Consider the following 19922-nt stretch of genomic DNA (forward strand, 5'->3'; position numbering starts at 1 on the left):
ACCCTAGCCGTGAGCAGCGTCCCGGTATCAGCGGAGGACGGCGGTCCGATAGTGAACATCTCCAGCAGTCGCGATGGGCGGTAGCCCTGGCGCTGGCAGTTCGGGCGGTCCAACGTCCTCGATGGGCAGCGGTCGGACCAGCGGTTGCCGCTTCGCGGTCATGGGCAGCAGCCCGGCGGCGGACGGTGGCCTGACATGGGCAGTAGCTCGGCAACGGCCGCAACCGGTGATCGGGCGGGTGAGGAGCAACCTGCCTCGCAGGCTCGGCGGCCGCTCGCGCGCCGTCGGATGCGGTGGTGGCACACGCACGAGGGGCGGGGAATGCCACCTGAGCGGCGGTCAGGCATCGCCGCTGGGCGCAGTGCGGAATCGGCGGTAGGCGACAGCGTGGTGTTGGCATCAGGCGGCGCGGCATCGACAGCGGCGGGCGGGCCGGCAGTGGGTGATGACCGGTGCTCGTAGCGGGTGGTGGCGTGGCTGCGGCGAGTGCTGGCGCAGTCGCTCCTGGGCGTTTGGCGAAGGTGGCTCGATGACCGAACCTGACCGGGATCGTGCGGCGATTGCTCGGGCTGCCTTGGAGGAGGCCGAGCGGATCGCTCGATCTCGAGACCGCAACGAGCAGGGTGCGGCTGGCGGTGATGGGCGCGGATCGACAGCCGGAGACGGCAGCGGGCGCAGCAGAGGGTCCGATGGTGGCGGGCGTAGCCGGGGAGACGGCAGCTGGCGTGGCCGGGGGAGCCGCGGGCGAGGTCGGGGGAGCGGCAGCGAGGGCGACCGCGGGGCTGATGGCCGCCGGCCGGGTGGGGGCGCGCGCAGCGGGCGCTGGGGTGATCGAGAGGAAAGCGGGCGTAGCGCCGGTACGGAGGAAGACGAGCGGTGGGGCGGCTCCGAGGAGAGCGGGCCTGGGCACGGCTCGGAGGACAACCCACGGCCTGCGCGGGGACGCCGCCGCGGCGTGTCGCGGGACGGAAATCGGGCTGGCGACGACGGTTCCGACACCGGTCCGCGGTGGACGGACGGTGACGATCTCAACACCGGAGAGCTACACCCGGGTGACGAGGAGGCGCAGGCCGCCGGGCCGGACGCCAACCCGGAACAACTGGCCCGCACGATCTGCCTGCGCCTACTGACCACTCGCCCGCGCACCCGGTCGGAGCTCGCCACCGCCCTGGCGAAGCGCAACATCCCAGCCGAGGCCGCGGACGCCGTGCTCGACCGCTTCGGCGAGGTGGGCCTGATCGACGATGCCGCATTCGCTCGCGCGTGGGTCGAAACCCGGCAGCGCGGCCGGGGACTCGGGCGGAGCGCACTGGCCGGTGAGCTGCGCAAAAAGGGCGTCGACCGGGAGATCGTCCAAGAGGCGCTGGACCAGATCGACCCGAGCGACGACCTCGACGCGGCCCGGCGGCTGGTCGAGAAGAAGCTCGCGGCGACTCGGGGCCAGCCCGCGGACAAGCGCGCCCGGCGGCTCGTCGGCATGCTGGCGCGCCGAGGACACCCGGCCGGCGTCGCGTATCGGGTCGTGCGGGAGGCACTCGCGGCCGAGGGGAGTGACCCCGATCTGTCGGGGGTCCCGGACCCGACGTTGGCCGACGATTAGTCGCTGACCTGCGACGGGAGGTCGAATCAGAGCTGCTTACGTGGTTACTGTCCGTGTTGGAGCCTTGACCTCGGGTCGAGAGTGAGGCTCGAATCCGTTCCTTGACCGGTCGGTAACCTCCACATAGCCTCACGGGTACTGAGATCGAGCCTGTGTACGTGACATCTGCTGATACGCACCTGCAAGACCTATAGCTCCGCGTAGAGCGCCTTTGTGTGGAACATCCGACGGTGTCCGCTGCCCCCATGGCGGCGCTGCTGCCGGTTTCCGTGGCGACGGCGCTTTACGTCTCGTCGCGTGCCTGGCTTCTTCTTGCGTGCCTCGGCACGAGTACGGCCCGGGTTCCGGACGGCTCTGTTCCGTGGCGCCTGGGGCCGGGACGAGGAGGAGCCATGGGCTTGTCGGGGGCCGCACTTCTTGGTCTCGCCGCGGTCGTCCTGTTGCTGGCGCTGGTGGTCGCAGTCGTTACGGCCTTCGTGGTTCTGCGTCTTCTGGCTCCGAGACTTCACCCGCCTGCTCCCGGCGAATCCCGCGCGGCCGAGCCTCCCGCCTCCGCTCCGCCCGCCTCGACGCTGCCCGACCCGTCCACGCTGCCCGCCTCCACAGCGACCGACTCCACGGCCGCCGCCTCGGCCCCGGAAACGCGGGCCACTGCGCCGAGCGACTCGGCCCCGCTTGCGGTTGCCTCCGCTGCGACCGGCCGGCCGCCCGATGCGATGGGCCCCGCGCCTGCTGGGACCGGTCCGGCGCCTGCTGCGACCGACCGCGGGCCTGCTGCGATGGGCCCCGCGCCCGCTGTGATCGACCCCTCGCCTGCTGCGACCGGCCTCGCGGCGGCTGCGGCCGACGCCGCGCCGGACGGCTCGCTGGTCGGTTCGGTGTCGGCTCGGACTGGTCCCGGTCCAGCCTGGGTCGGCTCGACGCCACCTGAATCAGCCGCAGCCGGTCCCTCGCGTGCGATACCCGATCCCGCGTCTATCGGTTCAGCCGCGCCCGGTCCTGGATCTGCCGTGACCGGCCCATCGTCGACGGCGACCGGCCTAGAGTCAGCCTCGACCGACCCGGCGGCCAGCTCCGAACCGGCCGCGCCCGGTCTCGCGTCTGCCGCGCAGGGCCCCGCGTCTGCCGTGCCCGGCCCCGTCTCGGCCGTGTCCATCCCGGCCGCGTCCGGACCAGCCGCAACTGGCCCAGCGTCGGCCCCGCCGGACCAGGCGCCCGGCCCGACGTCGGCCGCGACGGGTCCCGCGTTGGCCGCGTCCGGTTCTGTCCCGGCCGCGTCTGGCTTGGCCGCGTCCGCCCCAGTGCCGGCCGCGCCGGACCAGGCGTCCGGCCCGACGTCGGCCGCGACCGGTCTCGCGCCTGCCGTGCCCGGCCCCATTCCGCCCGCGCCCGGCTCCGCCTCGGCCGCGACCAACCAGGCGCCCGGCCAAGTACCGCCCGCGTCCGGCCCGCCCCCGGCCGCGTCCATCCCGGCCGCTGGCCCGGCCGCGTCCATCCCGGCCGCTGGCCCGGCCGCGTCCATCCCGGCCGCGTCTGGCTCGGCCTCGTCTGGCCCGGCCTTGGCCGGGAGCGGCAGCGAATCCGGCTCCAGTCCCGCAGACGAGTCAACCCCCGCGCCCATCGGAGTGGCTCCTCGCCCTCCCGGCGACCTCGCCCCCCACCCGACCGCCCCGGCCGACGGCTCGGCCGGGGCCAGCGCACCAACCCCCGAGCCCGGCAACCGGAACCGACTCGTCAACCCTCGGACGCCCCTCGACACCGACCCGCACGCGCTCGCTTCTCTCCATGCCCAGGCCGACCGCGTCGTCGAGGCCGCTCAGGACGAAGCCGCTGAGATCCTCGCCCGGGCCCGCCGGCGGGCGGAGCGCGAAGCCGAGGAGCTCGTCGCCGACGCGCGTCGCGCCGCGGAGCGCGAGGCCGGCACGCTCACGGCCGAGGCCACCGCCCGCCGGGACGAGACCCAGCGTCGCGAAGCCCGGGTCACCGAACGCGAAGAGCGCGCGACCCAGACCGAGAGCCGCCTCACCGAGCGCGAGGCCGAGCTCGACGCCCAGCGAACCGCACTCCAGGAACGTCAAGCCGCCCTCGCCCACTCGGCCGACGAACACCGCGCCGAACTGGAACGCATCGCCGGGCTCTCCGCCGACTCCGCCAAGCTGGAACTCGTCAAAGAGATCGAGAACCAGGCAAAACGGGAGGCCGCAATCCTCGTCCGGGACATCGAGGCGGAGGCTCGGGCCAAGGGCGAGGAGCGGGCCAAGCGCATCGTCGTCGACGCGATCCAGCGGGTGGCCAGCGAACAGACCGCTGAGTCGGTCGTGAGCGTGCTGCACCTGCCCGGCGACGAGATGAAGGGCCGGATCATCGGCCGCGAGGGCCGGAACATCCGCACGTTCGAATCGGTCACCGGTGTCAACCTCATCATCGACGACACTCCGGAAGCCGTCCTGCTCTCCTGCTTCGACCCGGTCCGCCGGGAGGTCGGCCGCCTCACGCTCGAAAAGCTGGTGCTCGACGGGCGGATCCACCCGCAGCGCATCGAGGAGATCTACGAACGGTCGAAGGAGCAGGTCGAGCAGCTCTGCGTCCGGGCCGGCGAGGACGCGCTGGTCCAGGTCGGGATCGCCGACATGCATCCGGAACTGGTCGCCACGCTCGGCCGGCTCCGGTATCGCACGTCCTACGGCCAGAACGTGCTCAAGCACCTGATCGAGACCGCGCACATCGCGTCGCACATGGCCGCGGAACTACGGCTCGACGCCGACCTGGTGAAACGTTCCGCGTTTCTGCACGACATCGGTAAGGCGCTGACCCACGAGGTCGAGGGCAGCCACGCGCTGATCGGAGCCGACCTCGCCCGCCGTTACGGCGAGCGCGACGAGGTCGTGCACGCGATCGAGGCCCACCACGACGAGGTCCCGCCGCGGACGGTGGAGGCCGTGCTCACCCAGGCGTCCGACTCCTGCTCCGGTGGACGCCCGGGCGCGCGCCGGGAGAGCCTCGAGACGTACGTGAAGCGCCTGGAGCGGATCGAGGCGATCGCGGGCAGCATGCCGGGCGTCGAGAAGGTGTTCGCGATGCAGGCCGGGCGCGAAGTGCGGGTCATGGTCGCGCCCGAGCAGATCGACGACCTCCAGGCCCAGGTGCTGGCCCGGGACGTCGCCAAACAGATCGAGGACGAGCTCACCTATCCCGGCCAGATCCGCATCACGGTCGTCCGCGAATCCCGCTCCACCGGCATCGCCCGCTAGATATGCCCGCTCCGCGGGCACCGCCCCGCTCCGCCGGTATCGCCCCCTAAAGAACTCCCGGCCCGGCTCCGATGTCCTGCGCGACCGGCAGCGGCGGAGCCGACGTCCGGGCCCGCCCCATCCGCCCCTCCAACCACGTCGCGAACCACGACAGCAACAGGCACGTCGTCACGTAGATCGCTCCGCCCACCAACACCAGCGGAATCAACGGATACTCGAACTGAGGAGCGGTCGCCAGCTGCTTCAGCTGCTTCAGCAACTCGTCGTACGTGACCAGGAAGCCCAGCGCGGTGTCCTTCAGCAGCACGACGAGCTGGCTGATGATCGCCGGCAGCATCGCCCGCACGGCCTGCGGAATCAGCACCGACGTCATCACCTGGGTCTTGCGCAGCCCGAGCGCGTATGCCGCCTCCGACTGCCCGCGCGGCACCGACGCCACCCCGGCCCGGAACAGCTCCGCGAACACCGATCCGTTGTAGAGCGTCAGCCCGAGCACGACGGCCCACAGCGGAGAGACCCGTAGGCCCAGCGACGGCGTCCCGTAGTAGAACAGGAACATCAGCAGCACCAGCGGCACGGCCCGGAAGACCTCGACCACCCAAAACGACGGCAGCGACAGCCACCGATGGTCCGAGAGCCGCGCCGCGGCCAGCCCGATCCCGAGCGCGAGGGCCAGGACGGCCGCGATCCCCGCGGCCTTCAACGTCCCCAGGAACCCCTGCAGGATCGTGATCTGCGGCTGCTTGTACTCGAAGATCTCCCACTTCGTGCCGGAGAACTGCCCGGTCTCGGCGAACCGGTAGACCACGTACGCCAACGCACCCAGCACCACCACGGATCCGACGACGCCGATCACCGCGTTCCGCCGCCGGGCGGCCGGCCCAGGGACGTCGAACAACGTCGAAGTGACCGCAGGACGACGACGGACGGCAACGGTCATCGGGCCACACTCCAACGACGCTCGAGGTTGCGCTGCGCCGCGGACAGCGGCAGCACCAGGATCAGGAATCCGATGACGACCCACAGCAGACCACCCAGGGCGGGATACCCCAGCTCCGACAGGTTGGCCCGGATCGAACCGGCCTCGGCCACGCTGAACCCGGCCGCGATCGTCGTATTCTTCAGCAGCGCGATCAGGATGCTGGCCAGCGGCGGGACGACGGCCCGGAACGCCTGGGGCAGGATCACGAACCGCAGCGTCTGGGTGAACGTCAGCCCGACCGCCCGGGCGGCCTCGGCCTGCCCGGCCGGCACCGTGTTGATGCCCGCCCGCACCGCCTCGCAGACGAACGCCGACGTGTAGGCGGTCAGCGCGATCACCGCGAACGTCGTGAACGAGAAGTTGATCTCGAGGTACGGGAACCCGAACGCGACGAAGAAGAACACCAGCGTCAGCGGGGTGTTGCGCAGCAGGTTGACGTATCCGGCGCCGAACCACCGCAGCGCGGGCACCGGCGACACCCGGAACGCGCCCAGCACGGTGCCCCAGAGCAGCGCCAAGATCCCCGACAGAACAAAAAGGACGACCGTGTTCCAGAACGCTTTCCCGAACAGCGACCAGTTGTCGGTCAGCGTCGGAAGGAACTCACTCATCGGGCTCCCAAAAAGAGAAGGGGCCGCCCCGAAGAGAGGCGGCCCCAAGAACGATCAGTACCGCTCGATCGACGGCGGCGTGGCCTTCGACCCCGACTTGCCGAGCGTGGCGTCGTAGATCGACTGCCACTGACCGTCCTTCTCGGACGCCTCGATGATGTCGTTGATCTTGTCGCGCAGCGCCTTGTCGTCCTTGTTCAGGCCGACGCCGTACTTCTCCTCGGAGAACGGCTTGCCGACGACCTTCAGCTTGTCCGACTGCTGGGCCGCGTAGCCCTTGAGGATCGCGTCGTCCGTGGTCACCGCGTCGACCTGCTTGTTGATCAGCGCGTCGACGCACTGCGAGTACTTCTCGAACTCGACGGTCTTCGCGTCCTTGTGCTCGTCCTTGATCCGCTGGATCGAGGTCGAACCGGTGGCCGAGCAGACCGTCTTGCCCTTCAGCGTGTCGGGCCCGGTGATCGCCGTGTCGTCCTTGCGCACGAGCAGGTCCTGACCGGCCAGGTAGTACGGGCCGGCGAACGAGATCTGCGCCTTGCGCTTGTCGGTGATCGAGTACGTCCCGACGTAGTAGTCGATGTCGCCGTTGACGATCGCCTGCTCACGGTTGGCCGACGGGATCGCCTTGAACTGGATCTTGTCCTCGGCGAATCCGAGCTTGGCCGCGATCAGCTTCGCGATCGAGATGTCGAAACCCGAGTACTGGTTGGTCGTCGGGTCCTTGTAACCGAGGTTCGGCTGGTCCTCCTTGACGCCGATGATCGCCGAACCGCGGCTCTTCATCGCGTCGAAGGTCTTCGAACCGGAGACCGCGACCGCGCTCTCCACGGCCGCGGTCGGCTCGTCGGAGCCGCTGTCGCCTTCCTTGCCGCAGCCGGTCAGCGCGAGCGCGCCGGTAATTGCCAGCACCGCGAACAGCCGGAGCTTCATGGGGGTTCCTCCTGGGGATCCGTCGGGTGGGGGTCGGCGGGTCGAACAGGGGTGCAGACCCTTTCAGTGGGTCAGGATCTTCGACAGGAAGTCCTTGGCCCGGTCGGACGAGGGGTTGGTGAAGAACGTGTCCGGCTCGGCGGCCTCGACGATCTGCCCGTCGGCCATGAACACGACGCGGTCCGCGGCCCGGCGCGCGAAGCCCATCTCGTGCGTGACGACGACCATCGTCATGCCGTCCCGGGCCAGCGACGTCATGACGTCGAGGACCTCGTTCACCATCTCGGGGTCGAGAGCCGAGGTCGGCTCGTCGAACAGCATCACCTTGGGACGCATCGCCAGCGCGCGGGCGATCGCGACCCGCTGCTGCTGACCACCGGAGAGCTGCGCCGGGTACTTGTCGGCCTGGCTCGCGATGCCGACCCGCTCGAGCAGCTCCATCGCGTGCTTCCGGGCCGCGTCCGGCGACTCCTTGCGCACCTTGGTCGGCCCGAGCGTGACGTTCTGGACGATCGTCTTGTGCGCGAAGAGGTTGAACGACTGGAACACCATGCCGACGTCGGCCCGCAGCGCCGCCAGCGCCTTGCCCTCGGCCGGCAGCGGAACGCCGTCGATGCGGATCTCGCCCTCCTGGATCGGCTCCAGCCGGTTGATCGCCCGGCACAGCGTCGACTTGCCGGAACCGGACGGACCGATGACCACCACGACTTCGCCCCGACCGATGTTCAGGTCGATGTCGCGCAGGACGTGTAGGTCGCCGAAGTACTTGTTCACGCCCGAGACGGCAACGAGGGGGGTGTCGGGCATCGGGCTCCTCAGGTCGGGACGAGTGCGGCCTGCGTAGAGCCGAACCCTAATCGACCGAACAACGGCGTTTTGCTGGCAAGCGATCACGGACGAGTAACGAGCGACGACATACCCGTAGGCTGTGCTGTGTTATGAGCACCCCGATCGAACCGGCAGCACCACGCACCTATGCGGTGCGCACCTTCGGCTGCCAGATGAACGTCCACGACTCCGAGCGGCTGTCCGGTCTGCTGGAGGCGTCCGGCTACGTGCCCGCCGACAAAGGCGCCGATCCCGACGTCGTCGTGCTGAACACCTGCGCGGTGCGGGAGAACGCCGACAACAAGCTGTACGGCAACCTCGGGCACCTGGCGTCCGTGAAGCGTCACAAGAAGGGCATGCAGATCGCCGTCGGCGGCTGCCTGGCCCAGAAGGACCGCGGGACGATCGTCGAGAAGGCGCCCTGGGTCGACGTCGTGTTCGGCACGCACAACATCGGCTCGCTGCCGACGCTGCTGGAACGGGCCCGGCACAACGAGAGCGCCCAGGTCGAGATCAAGGAAGCGCTGGAGACGTTCCCGTCGGCGCTGCCCGCGCGGCGCGACTCGGCCTATGCCGGCTGGGTCTCGATCTCGGTCGGGTGCAACAACACCTGCACGTTCTGCATCGTGCCGTCGCTGCGGGGCAAGGAGACCGACCGGCCGCCGGCCGACATCCTCGAGGAGGTCCGGGCGCTGGTCGCCGAGGGCGTGCTCGAGGTGACGCTGCTCGGCCAGAACGTCAACGCCTACGGCGCCGAGCTCGGCGACCGCTCCGCGTTCGCGAACCTGCTCCGCGCCTGCGGCGAGATCGAGGGTCTCGAGCGCGTCCGGTTCACGTCCCCGCACCCGCGGGACTTCACCGACGACGTCATCGCCGCGATGGCCGAGACGCCGAACGTCTGCCACCAGCTGCACATGCCACTGCAGAGCGGTTCCGACGTCGTCCTGAAGGCGATGCGCCGTTCCTACCGCAGCGAGCGGTACCTGGGGATCCTCGAGCGCGTGCGGGCCGCGATGCCCGACGCGGCGATCACGACCGACATCATCGTCGGCTTCCCGGGCGAGACCGAGGACGACTTCCAGGCCACGCTCGACGTCGTCGCGGCCGCCCGGTTCTCGCAGGCGTTCACGTTCCAGTACTCGCAGCGTCCGGGCACCCCGGCCGCGACGATGCCCGGCCAGTTGCCCAAGGCGGTCGTCCAGGAGCGCTACGAGCGGCTGATCGCGCTCCAGGAGCAGATCTCCTGGGACGAGAACAAGGCCCAGGTCGGCCGGGAGGTCGAGCTGCTGGTCGCAACCGGCGAGGGCCGGAAGGACTCCGGCACCGGCCGGATGTCGGGCCGGGCCCGCGACGGCCGCCTGGTGCACTTCGCCGGCGACGCCGGCGTCATCCGCCCCGGTGACGTCGTCACGACGACGATCACCTACGCCGCACCCCACCACCTCATCGCCGAGGGCCCGATCCACGCCCACCGTCGCACGCGCGCCGGCGACAACGTCGAGGCCGGCCGCCGGCCGAAGACCAGCGGCGTCGGCCTCGGCATGCCGACGGTCGGCGCGCCGCCTCCGGCGCCCGCCCCGGTCTGCGGATAACCGATGCGCGTCCTTCTGGTCGAGGACGACGACCGGGTGGCCGGCGCGCTGTCGGTCAACCTCACCCGCCAACACATGGACGTCGACCGGGTGGGCAGCGCGCAGCGGGCGCTCGAACGGTTACGCACCGGTGCCACCCACGACGTCGTCCTGCTCGACCTGGGGTTGCCCGACCTCGACGGGCTGGCGCTGTGCAAGCGGATCCGCGAGCTCTGCGACGTGCCGGTGATCATGGTGACCGCCCGCACCGACATGGCCACCCGGCTGCACGGCCTGCACGTCGGCGCCGACGACTACGTCACGAAGCCGTTCGACCCGCGTGAGCTGGTCGCCCGGATCCACGCGGTCACCCGCCGGGCCAACCGCGCGGTTCCCCCGGAGATCCCGCTGGAGGAGGCTCCGGCGTCCCCGGCGCCCGCGGTCGCGATCGCCGGCCCGGGTGGCGTCCGGATCGACGTCGAACGGTGGGAGGTGACCGTCGACGGGGAACCGGTCGCGCTGACGCGCAAGGAGTTCAACCTGCTGGCGATGCTGGCGCGGCAGCCCGGGATCGTCTTCACCCGGTCGCGGATCCTGGCCGAGGTGTGGGATTCGGCCTGGGTCGGCAACCAGCGGACGCTCGAGGTGCACGTGGCCGCGGTCCGGGCGAAGCTCGGCGTGGCCGGGGTGATCGAGACCGTCCGCGGCGTCGGCTACCGCTTCCCGGCCGGATGACGCCGTGCGCGCCCGGCTGTTCGCCCTGCTCCTGACGCTGATCGCGCTGGTCGTCGTGTCGTTGCTGACGCCGCTGGCGATGAACTACGCGATCAACGCGCAGCGCCAGGTCTTCATCGACCGGCTGCAGGACACGAACCGGTTCGCGCTGCTGCTGCGCGACGGGGCCGGGAGCTCGGAGCTCACCGGCCTGCGCGACGAGATCGACCGCTACTACGACGTCTACGGCATCCCGACCGTCGTGCTCGACGCGCACCGCCAGGTGCTGGTCAGCTCGGCGACCGTGGACATCGACGACTCGACGGTGAGCGACCGGATCGACACCGCGCTCTCCGGCCGCAGCACCGAGGAGATGGCGATCTGGCCCTGGCAAGACCGCCCGCTGGTCGTCGCGGTGCCGTTCCTGGCCGGGGAGGGCGCCGGCGTCGCCGGGGTGGTCGTCACCGTGTCGCCGACCGACGGGCTGCGCACCCGGGTCGGCACGGTCTGGCTGGTGCTGGCCGCGCTCAGCCTGGGCGCGATCGCGCTGTTCGTCGCCGTCGCCGACGCGCTCGCGACCTGGATCCTGCGCCCGGTGAAGAACCTCGACGCGGCCGCGCACGCGATCACGTCCGGCGATCTGACGTCCCGGGCCCCGGACGCCGCCGGGCCACCCGAGCTGAGACGCCTGGCCCGCTCGTTCAACGAGATGGCCGCGACCGTCAGCGGGGCGCTCGACCAGCAGCGCGCGTTCGTCGCCGAGGCGTCCCACCAGATGCGCAACCCGCTGACCGCGCTGCTGCTGCGGGTCGGCAACCTGGCCGACGCGGTGGCCGACGAGCACGCCGGCGACCTGCCCGACCAGGCCAAGGCCGAGTACGACGAGGCCGTGCGGGAGGGGCAGCGGCTCCAGCGCGTCCTGGAGGAGCTGCTGGCCCTGGCCCGGGCCGAGCGGCACCTGGGCGCGGTCCGCCGGGTCGACGTCGGCAAGGTGCTCGACGAGCGGCTGTCGGCCTGGCGGGTCCGGGCCGACCTGCGCGGGCAGCTGCTGGTGCGGTCCGGGGTGGCGTCGGCCGAGGCCGTGGTCGACCCGGAGTCGCTCGGCCGGGTGCTCGACGAGCTGCTCGACAACGCCAGCCGCTACGCGGGCGACGACGGTGTGATCGTGGCCGCGGTCCGGGCCGGAACCGGTTCGCCGGGATTCGTCCGCCTGACGATCTCCGACGACGGCGACGGGCTGCCGATGACCGAGCTCGACAAGGTCGCCGGCCGGTTCTGGCGCAGCCCGTCGCACGCGAACGTGCCCGGCACCGGGCTCGGGCTCTCGATCGTCACGTCGCTCCTGCAGACGTTCGGCGCGCGGCTGGAGGTCACGACCGGGCCGCAGGGCGGGCTGGCCGTCACCTGCGTGCTGCCGGCTCCGGCGGCCGCGCCCGCATCCCCGCCCGAGGAACCGCAGGCGGCGAAGGACGCCGAGCCTCAGGGCTTGATCGAACGGTAGTAGCGCTCCGCCCCGGGGTGCAGCGGGATCGACGCGGTGCTGATCGCGGTGCGCACGTCGAGCACCCGGCTGCTCGGCACCACCTCGGCGATCCGGGTCCGGTGCGTGAACAGCGCTTCGGTCAGCCGGAAGACCAGGTCGGCGCTGAGCGTCGTGCTGGCCAGCAGGTAGCTCGGCACGGCCGCGGTGCGGGTGTCGGGGACGTTCGTGTAGGTGCCTTGGGGCACGGTCGCCGACTGGTAGAACGAGCCGTACTGGCGGTGCAGCGTGTCGACGTATCGGTCGAGCGGCAGCAGCCGGATCGGCACGGTGCTGGCCAGCTCCGCGACCGCGGTCGTCGGGAGCCCGCCGACCCAGAAGAACGCGTCCAGGTCGCCGTCGGCGAGCAGGTCCGCCGACTGGCTGACGCCGTACCCGCGCCGCTGGATGTCGGTCTCGTCGTTCATGTTCGCGGCGGCCAGCAGGCGCTTCGCGGTGATCTCGACCGACGAACCCTCCGACCCGACCGACACGCGTTTGCCGCGCAGGTCGGACAGCGACCGGATCGACGAGTCGCTGCGTACGACGAGCTGGACGTACTCGTCGTATACCCGGGCGATCGCGCGGATCCGCCCGGGCGCGCCGGCCTGCTGCTCGAGCGCGGGCACCCGGAACGCGGTGTCGGCCGAGATGAACGCGAGATCCACCCGGCCGTTGGCCATCCGGGACAGGTTGTCGACCGACCCGCCGCTGTTCTCGACCTCCACCTGCAGCCCGGGCAGGTCGTCCTCGAGAACGTCCCGCAGGGCCAGGCCGTACGCCTCGTACACGCCCCCCTTGCCGCCGGTGCTGATCCGGACGCCGCCGGCGGGGTACGCGACCGAGTCGCACACCGGCGCACGGCAGCCCCGCAGGGCGACCAGCCCGACCGCGGCGATGGCCAGCGCCACCACGGTGACCAGCAGGACCCAGCGCCGCCGCCGGGTCAGCACCGGCACGGCCTACCCGGCTTGCTCGGCGAGGTTGAGGAACTGGCGCTTGGACTCCAGGGCCTTCTCGGCCTCGGCGATCCGGCGCTGGTCACCCTGGGTGCGCGCGCGTTCGAGCTGCTTCTCGGCCTTGGCGACCTGCTCACGCATCTGGGCGAGCAGCGGGTTGCTCTCGACGCTGCCCCGGCGCCACTCGGCGTCGGCGGCGATGCGGACCCGCTCCTCGACCGCGCGCAGCCGCCGGTCGAGCTGGGCCACGGCCTCGCGCGGCACCCGGCCGATGTCGTCCCAGCGCGACTGGACGTCACGCATCGCGGCCTGGGCACCCTTGAGGTCGGCGTCGGGGTCGATGCGCTCGGCCTCGGCCAGCAGCGCTTCCTTCGCCGTCTGGTTGCCCTTGAGCTCAGCGTCGCGCTCGGAGAACGTCGCCGAGCGGTGCGCGAAGAACGTGTCCTGGGCGGCCCGGAACCGCTTCCAGAGCTGCTCCTCGGCATCCCGGGGAGCGCGGCCGGCCGCCTTCCAGTCCGACATCAGCTGCTTGAGCCGGTTCGCCGTGGCCTGCCAGTCGGTCGACTCGGCCAGCGACTCGGCCTCGGTGACCAGCTCCTCCTTGACGCTCTGGACCTGCTTGCGCTGGGCGTCCAGACCGGCGAAGTGCGAGCCGCGGCGGCGGCTGAACCCGTCGCGGGCGGCGGCGTAGCGGCGCCACAGCTCGGTGTCGGTCTTGCGGTCGACGCCGCGAATCGTCTTCCACTCGGTGAGGATGTCGCGCAGCCGGTCGCCGGCGACCTTCCACTGGGTGGAGTTGTTCGCGATGTCCTCGGCCTCGGCGACCAGCGTCTGCTTGCGGGCGGTGGCCTCCTCGCGGGCCCGCGCCTTGGCGACCTTCTGCTCGTCGGCCTTCGCCGCCGACGCCTCGATCAGCGTGCTCAGGCGGGTGGCCAGCGCGTCGAGGTCGCCGATGACGGCGGCGGACGCCAGCGATTCGCTCAGGCGGGCGGCCGAGGACTTGGTGTGCGACGCGTCGCTCATGCCGCCGGAGAGGCGGGCTTCAAGAAGCTCGACCTCGGTGACCAGGTCGTCGTAGCGGCGCTGGTAGTGCTGGATGCCCTCGTCCGGGGTGCCGGCCTGCCACGAGCCGACGGCTCGGGCGCCGCCGGACGCGCGGACGTAGACCGTGCCCTCGGCGTCGATCCAGCCGAATTCGACGGTGGTGGCGCCTTCGCCCGGTTCGATCTGCTCGAGCACCGGCGCCGGGCCGCTCCCGGCCGCGGCCGGGGTCTCCGCGGCCGGGGCTCCCGCTGACGGGGTTCCCGCTGACGGGGCTTCCGCTGACGGCGGGGCCGGAGTGGGCGCCGGGGGCGGGGTGGGGACCGCGGTGGGCGGGATCGGGACCGGATGCGCGACGGCGGCGACCTGGGCCGGCGACGGCACCGCAGCCGGCGGCGCGGGCACCGGGGTCGCTTCCGCGGCGGCCGGAGTCGCCTCGGCGGCGGCCAGCGTCTCGTCGGCCGCGGCCGCGGTCGCATCCGTCGCGGCCGGCGTCACCTCGGAAGCGGTCGGGGGTTCGTCCGCTGCGGTCGGAGCCTCCGCGGCGGCTGCGGCCGGAGCCTCGTCCGCGGGCGCGGCGGGCCGGGTTTCGGCCGCGGGGTGCGGGGTCGGGGACTCCTCGGCGGCCGGGGCCGCGGTGGCCTGGGGGGCGAGCACGGGCACCGGGGTCTCGTCCGCGGCCGGGGCGACCGCCGACGGAGCGTCTGCGGCCGGGGCGTCTGCGGCCGGGGCCGGGGTGGCGGCGGGGGCCGCGTCCGTGGTGGGAGCCGAGGCGGCGGCCGCGCCCTCGGGAGGAGCCGACTCCCCAGGCGTCGCCACGGGCGGTGTCGCCGCGGTGCTGTCGCTGCCGGAAGTGTCCATGACCATCCTCGTTCCCGTTCCGGTGGCGGGTATATTCACCACCGCATCTGCTGCGCCACCCTAGTGATCCGGTCGGTGCCGTCGGTATACGGCCACGATCCGGCCCCCAGGGCTGCCTGACGAGCATTGTCACAGGTTCTGGCGAACTACTTCGCACCGATGCAGGCATCCGTTGCCTAATTGCGCGTCCACCCGCGTGCGAACTGCGCATTTCACGTTGTGTCGGGTTCCTGCCTCACGCCCGTCCGGCGGGCCCGCGTCCCCCGATTGCCGACGGTTACCCTTCCGGAGTGTTGCTCGCCGCCGCGGTCTGCCCGCACCCTCCGCTCCTCGTTCCCGCCCTCACCGGCGCCCAGGACGGTCCGCCGACCGGTCCGGCGGCCGAGGCCGCCACGGCCGCGGCCGACCTGCGAGCGACCTGCCTGGCCGCGGTCCGCGACCTCCTCGCCACCGCCGGTCCCGATGCCGACGTCGTGGTGGTCGGCACCGGTCCGACGCCGGGCAGCGCGGCCCCGGACGCAGTCGGCTCGCTGTCCGGGTACGGCGCCGACGTGACGCTCGGGCTGGCCCGGGTGACCGACGTGCCCCCGACCGGCCTGCCTTCCCTCCCGCTCTCGATCACGATCGGGCTCTGGCTCCTGCGCGAGGCGGGGTACGACGGGCCGGCCCGGGCCCGGGTCGTGACCCAGCACGCGACCCCGGCCGAGTGCGCCGACCTGGGCGCCCGCCTGGCCGCGTTCCCGGCCCTGACCGTGCTGCTGGTCATGGGCGACGGTTCGGCCCGCCGGGACGAGAAGGCCCCCGGCGCCCTCGACGAGCGGGCGCTGCCGTTCGACACCGCGGCGGCCGAGGCGCTGGCCGACGCCGACACGGCCGCGCTGGCCGCGCTCGACCCGGACCTGGCCCACGACCTGCTGGCCACCGGCCGGGCGCCCTGGCAGATCCTGGCCGGCGCGGTCGAGGCCGACGGCCGCCCCTGGAAGTCCGAACTCCGCTCGTCCGACGCCCCTTACGGCGTCGGCTACCTGGTGGCGGTCTGGACGCCGGCGTGACCCCACCGGGGAGCGGACCGGCCGCGTCCGGCAGGGTGGCCGAGCCGGGTCGGCCGTCCGGGGCGGACGGGCCGCCGGTCGTTGCCGTGGTCGGACCCACCGCGACCGGGAAATCGGGGCTGGGCGTCGCGCTCGCGCACGCGCTCGGCGGCGAGGTGATCAACGCCGACTCGATGCAGCTCTACCGCGGCATGGACATCGGCACCGCCAAGCTGACGCTCGCCGAGCGCGACGGCGTCCCGCACCACCTGCTCGACCTCTGGCCGGTCACCGAGACCGCGTCGGTCGTGGAGTACCGGCGCCTGGCTCGCGCGCTGATCGACGACCTCCGCGCCGCCGGACGGGTGCCGATCCTGGTCGGCGGCTCCGGCCTCTACGTGGACGCGGTGCTCGACCGGTTCGAGTTCCCCGGCACGGATCCGGACGTCCGGGCCGCGCTGGAGGCCGAGCTGGCCGCGGACGGCCCGGAGCCGCTGTACGCGCGGCTGGCCGCGGCCGACCCAGCGGCCGCGGCCGCGATCCTGCCCAGCAACGGCCGCCGGATCGTCCGCGCGCTCGAGGTGATCTCGCTGACCGGCTCGTTCACCGCCGAGCTGCCCCGGGACCCGGAGCCGTTCTACCCGGCGGTCCGGATCGGCCTCGACCGCCCGGTCGAGCAGCTGGACGCCCGGGTCGAGCTGCGGGTCGACGTGATGTGGGCGGCCGGGCTGGTCGACGAGGTGCGCGCGCTGGAGGCCGAGGGGCTGCGCGAGGGCCGGACGGCGTCCCGGGCGCTCGGCTACGCCCAGGTGCTCCGGATGTTGGCCGGCGAGCTGGATGAAAGCGGAGCAATCACGGCGACTCAGGCCGCCACCCGGCGATTCGTGCGTCGCCAGCGCTCCTGGTTCGGACGTGATGCCCGGGTACGGTGGTTGGACGCAAGCGACGAAACACGGCTAACGGACGAAGCGCTCGCCGTGCTGCAACAGGAGTCACCTTCACTCACTCCAGAACCGCGGGACAGCCCTCGTAGGATCTAGAGGTGTGAGCGACTACCCATCCCGATCCGGGCGGACCCATTCCGGGCCCGTGCCGTTCGCCAAGGGCCACGGCACCGAGAACGACTTCGTCATCGTGCCGGATCCCGATGGCGTCCTCGACATCTCGCCCCAGCTGGTGCGCGCGCTGTGCGACCGCCGGGCCGGGATCGGGGCCGACGGGCTGCTGCGCGTCGTCCGGACGAACCGGATCCCCGAGGGGCTCGGTCTCGACGGCGAGTGGTTCATGGACTACCGCAACGGCGACGGATCGATCGCCGAGATGTGCGGCAACGGCAGCCGGGTGTTCGCCCGGTACCTGGTCGAGTCCGGGCTCGCGCGGCCCGGGACGATGCGGATCGCGACCCGGGCCGGCACCAAGCTCGTCGTGGTGCCGGACGAGCGGAGCGACATCACGGTCGACATGGGGCCCGCGGTGTTCGGCACCGAGGCCGTCGTGCAGGTCGGCGGTCGCCCGTTCGCCGGGATCGCGGTCTCGATGGGCAACCCGCACCTGGTCTGCGGCACGGCGCTGCCGGTCGGGGACATCGACCTGTCGTCCGCTCCCGAGTTCGACCCCGGGCTGTTCCCGACCGGCGTGAACGTCGAGGTCGTGAACGTGCTGGCCGGTGACCCGCGGACGACGCCGGGGGTGCCGGCGCCGGAGGGGTACGACCTGCACGTGCGGATGCGGGTGTACGAGCGGGGGTCGGGCGAGACGCGGTCGTGCGGCACCGGCGCCTGCGCGGTCGCCGCGGTCGCGCTGCGGTCGGCGGGCAAGTCGACCGGGCGGGTCGCGGTCGACGTCCCGGGCGGCCGGGTCTCGGTCACCGTGACCACCGCGACGACGCTGCTCGAGGGTCCGGCCGTGCTGGTCGGGGCCGGGCGGCTCGCGCCCGAGTGGGTCGCCGAGATCACCGGTGGCGGTATACCGGCGACGCCGCCGAGCATGGTCGTCCAGGCCGAGCAGGGCGTTCCGCTCGACGACGAGGCCCCCACCGGCCCGGGCCGCCACGGCGCCACCACCCCGCGCTACGCCCCGGCCGACCCCGCCGACTGGCCCACGCCCGCCCCACCCCGCCCCACCCCGGTCTCTCCCGCAACCGCCCCCCGCCCGGCCCCCGCGCCCCCGGCCGCCGGCCCGCGTCCGGCTTCCGCGCCTCCGGCCGCTGGTCCGCGTGCGACGCCGGCCCCTTCCGCCGCGCCGCGTCCGGCTTCCGCGCCCCCGGCCGCGGGGCCCCGCCCGGCGCCGGCCCCTTCCGCCGCGCCGCGTCCGGCCGCTGCGGCGGCGGCGGAGCGGACCGCTGCGGAGGAATGGCTCGAGTCCGCGCGGCCGGGCGCCAACGAACGGCTGATCTCGATGCCTCCGCCTCCGGCCGCCCCGGACGAACGCCCGGCCCCGCCCCCGGCCGACCGGGCCGCGCACCTGCGCGCGGTCGCCGACGAGGCCGCGCACCGGGCCCAGCAGTCCGCGACGGTCGGACCGCGCGCGTGAGCCTCGACGAAAGCCGCCTCCAGGAACTAGCCACCCTCGCGGCCGGGGTCCTCGACGAGGTCACCCCGTTCTTCATCAGCGAGATCGGCGCCAAGGAAGAAGTCGTCAAAGGCATCGGCGACTGGGCCACCGCCGCCGACCTGGCCCTGGAACGACAGATCACGTCCGCGCTCAACGATCGCACCGGCCTGCCGGTCCACGGCGAGGAGTTCGGCGGCCCCGACCTGCACACCGGCGTCACCTGGGTGCTCGACCCGATCGACGGCACCGCGAACTACACCGCCCGGATCCCGCTCACCGGCATCAGCCTGGCCCTGCTCGAGGACGGCCTCCCGGTCGTCGGGCTGATCCGCCTGCCGCTGGTCGGTGAGTCCTACCAGGCCGTGGCCGGCGGTCCGCTGATCCGCAACGGCGAGGCGATGCCGACGCTGGAGCCGGGCCGGGTCGAGGACGTCACGGTCACGCTCGGGAACGTCGCTCCGAAGGGCACGCACGGCGGCCCGACCCCGCGCTACCCGTTCCGCTACCGGATGGCGATGGCCAACGCGATCGCCCACACCGCGCTCCGGGTCCGGATGTTCGGGTCGTCGGCGGTGGAGCTGGCCTGGGCCTCGTCCGGAGCGATCGGCGCGACGCTGAACTTCGGCAACCACGCCTGGGACAACGCGGCCGGCGCGCTGCTGGTCGAGCGGGCCGGCGGGGTCCTCCGCGACATCGAGGGCAACCCGTGGAGCCTGCGGAGCACCTCGATCCTGGTCGGGCGCCCCGGGGTGGTCGAGGAACTCGTCGAGATGATCGGCGCGCTGGGAGAACCGGCCACGTTCGCCTGAACCCCTTGCGCGCACGGACGGCCCCTTGCATTCCGGGTCGGCAGGGTCGACCGTGTCTAAGCATGGAGATCTGGACGATCGAGGTTCTCGACGGCCAATTCTCGGCGGACGTGTGGTCCGCGTCGCACCGCGAGCACCTGGACGAGGCGGCGGTCACCCACGGGGCCAAGGACTGGCGATGGGTACGGCGGGACTGGGGGCTCATTCTCGAGCTCGAGTTCGCCGACGAGGCGGATTGGCTGCGCTTCCGAGCGACGCCGGCCGTGCAAGCCGCGCTCGACGCGGTTCCTGATCCGGTGAACGGGCTGTTCGTCTACAGCGGCCCGGGCGGCAGCAGCGGGGTCCGCTCCCCGCGCCGGCCCCGCCCGATCCCGGCGGCGGGCGCGGCCGAGATTCCGGTTCCGGTCGAGCCGCCGCTCCGTTCCGCGCCCGAGCCGATGCTGCGCCCACCCGCCAACGCGGTGGCGTAGCCACGCTCCGGACGACCGGTAAGCCGCGCGGATCGGCGACTTATCGGGGCTTCCCGGCGCCGCACAACCCCGGAAACCCGACGATCCGCGTTGGCCCTGCCCCGCGCCGGGCGCGCACCCGTGCGCGCGGCGCCTCGGGTCCGGTGACGGAGGGACGCGAGGCGCGCGCCGCGCGCCGGTGATGGACGCGCG

The 19922-nt window shown here is 72.7% G+C and carries 15 protein-coding genes and 1 pseudogene; 10 read left to right on the forward strand and 6 right to left on the reverse strand.

Annotation, left to right across the window (positions count from 1 at the left end):
• Nucleotides 1-955 precede the first annotated feature (955 nt).
• Nucleotides 956-1600, forward strand: coding sequence for a regulatory protein RecX (locus FL583_RS41625; protein ID WP_240746667.1), 645 nt, complete (start codon nt 956-958; stop codon nt 1598-1600).
• Nucleotides 1601-3219: 1619 nt separating this feature from the next.
• Nucleotides 3220-4851, forward strand: coding sequence for a ribonuclease Y (gene rny, locus FL583_RS12875; protein WP_420843137.1), 1632 nt, complete (start codon nt 3220-3222; stop codon nt 4849-4851).
• 46 nt (nt 4852-4897) lie between these two features.
• Here rny and FL583_RS12880 read toward each other — a convergent pair whose 3' ends face one another.
• The 4 genes from FL583_RS12880 to FL583_RS12895 form a co-directional block, all read right to left on the reverse strand.
• Nucleotides 4898-5791, reverse strand: coding sequence for an amino acid ABC transporter permease (locus FL583_RS12880; RefSeq protein ID WP_142704822.1), 894 nt, complete (start codon nt 5789-5791; stop codon nt 4898-4900).
• Complete coding sequence (locus tag FL583_RS12885; protein WP_142704823.1) at nt 5788-6444, reverse strand: amino acid ABC transporter permease; 657 nt, start codon at nt 6442-6444, stop codon at nt 5788-5790. Before FL583_RS12885 ends, FL583_RS12880 begins: the two co-directional genes overlap by 4 nt.
• 54 nt (nt 6445-6498) lie before the next feature.
• Nucleotides 6499-7374 carry a glutamate ABC transporter substrate-binding protein gene (locus FL583_RS12890; protein WP_142704824.1) on the reverse strand — a complete coding sequence of 292 codons (876 nt, stop codon included), beginning with the start codon at nt 7372-7374 and terminating at the stop codon, nt 6499-6501.
• Between the two features lie 63 nt (nt 7375-7437).
• Entirely contained in the window at nt 7438-8181 is a 744-nt protein-coding gene (locus tag FL583_RS12895; RefSeq protein ID WP_142704825.1) for an amino acid ABC transporter ATP-binding protein, read from the reverse strand.
• Between the two features lie 131 nt (nt 8182-8312).
• On the opposite strand from FL583_RS12895, the gene miaB reads away from it, so the two are divergent.
• From miaB to FL583_RS12910, 3 genes are read left to right on the forward strand one after another with little or no spacing between them, the layout of a single operon-like run.
• Complete coding sequence (gene miaB, locus FL583_RS12900) at nt 8313-9794, forward strand: tRNA (N6-isopentenyl adenosine(37)-C2)-methylthiotransferase MiaB (RefSeq protein WP_142704826.1); 1482 nt, start codon at nt 8313-8315, stop codon at nt 9792-9794.
• 3 nt (nt 9795-9797) lie between these two features.
• On the forward strand, nt 9798-10508 hold the full coding sequence (locus FL583_RS12905) for a response regulator transcription factor (protein WP_142704827.1): 711 nt from the start codon (nt 9798-9800) through the stop codon (nt 10506-10508).
• A gap of 4 nt (nt 10509-10512) precedes the next feature.
• Nucleotides 10513-11988, forward strand: coding sequence for a sensor histidine kinase (locus FL583_RS12910; RefSeq protein ID WP_142704828.1), 1476 nt, complete (start codon nt 10513-10515; stop codon nt 11986-11988).
• On the opposite strand, the gene FL583_RS12915 is transcribed toward FL583_RS12910, so the two are convergent.
• Nucleotides 11967-12959, reverse strand: a complete 993-nt coding sequence (locus tag FL583_RS12915) for a TAXI family TRAP transporter solute-binding subunit (protein WP_170323622.1) — start codon at nt 12957-12959, stop codon at nt 11967-11969. The two genes, FL583_RS12910 and FL583_RS12915, sit on opposite strands and share 22 nt — an antisense overlap.
• A 9-nt stretch (nt 12960-12968) precedes the next feature.
• Nucleotides 12969-14192: a DUF349 domain-containing protein gene (locus FL583_RS42900; RefSeq protein ID WP_420843138.1), complete on the reverse strand. Its 1224-nt coding sequence runs from the start codon at nt 14190-14192 to the stop codon at nt 12969-12971.
• Between the two features lie 965 nt (nt 14193-15157).
• Between FL583_RS42900 and FL583_RS12925 the strand changes: the two genes are divergently transcribed.
• The 5 genes and pseudogenes from FL583_RS12925 to FL583_RS12945 all read left to right on the forward strand — a co-directional run bounded on the left by FL583_RS12925 (nt 15158) and on the right by FL583_RS12945 (nt 19730).
• Nucleotides 15158-15919, forward strand: a complete 762-nt coding sequence (locus FL583_RS12925) for a class III extradiol ring-cleavage dioxygenase family protein (RefSeq protein WP_142704830.1) — start codon at nt 15158-15160, stop codon at nt 15917-15919.
• Complete coding sequence (gene miaA / locus FL583_RS12930) at nt 15916-16938, forward strand: tRNA (adenosine(37)-N6)-dimethylallyltransferase MiaA (RefSeq protein ID WP_205752089.1); 1023 nt, start codon at nt 15916-15918, stop codon at nt 16936-16938. Before FL583_RS12925 ends, miaA begins: the two co-directional genes overlap by 4 nt.
• A gap of 49 nt (nt 16939-16987) precedes the next feature.
• Nucleotides 16988-17839: pseudogene (gene dapF, locus FL583_RS42905) on the forward strand (diaminopimelate epimerase); the annotation flags it as partial.
• Between the two features lie 587 nt (nt 17840-18426).
• Nucleotides 18427-19260 carry an inositol monophosphatase family protein gene (locus FL583_RS12940; protein ID WP_170323605.1) on the forward strand — a complete coding sequence of 278 codons (834 nt, stop codon included), beginning with the start codon at nt 18427-18429 and terminating at the stop codon, nt 19258-19260.
• A gap of 62 nt (nt 19261-19322) precedes the next feature.
• Nucleotides 19323-19730, forward strand: a complete 408-nt coding sequence (locus FL583_RS12945) for a hypothetical protein (protein WP_142704832.1) — start codon at nt 19323-19325, stop codon at nt 19728-19730.
• The last annotated feature ends 192 nt before the right edge of the window (nt 19731-19922 follow it).

The sequence above is a fragment of the Cryptosporangium phraense genome, from assembly GCF_006912135.1.
Lineage (GTDB): Bacteria > Actinomycetota > Actinomycetes > Mycobacteriales > Cryptosporangiaceae > Cryptosporangium > Cryptosporangium phraense.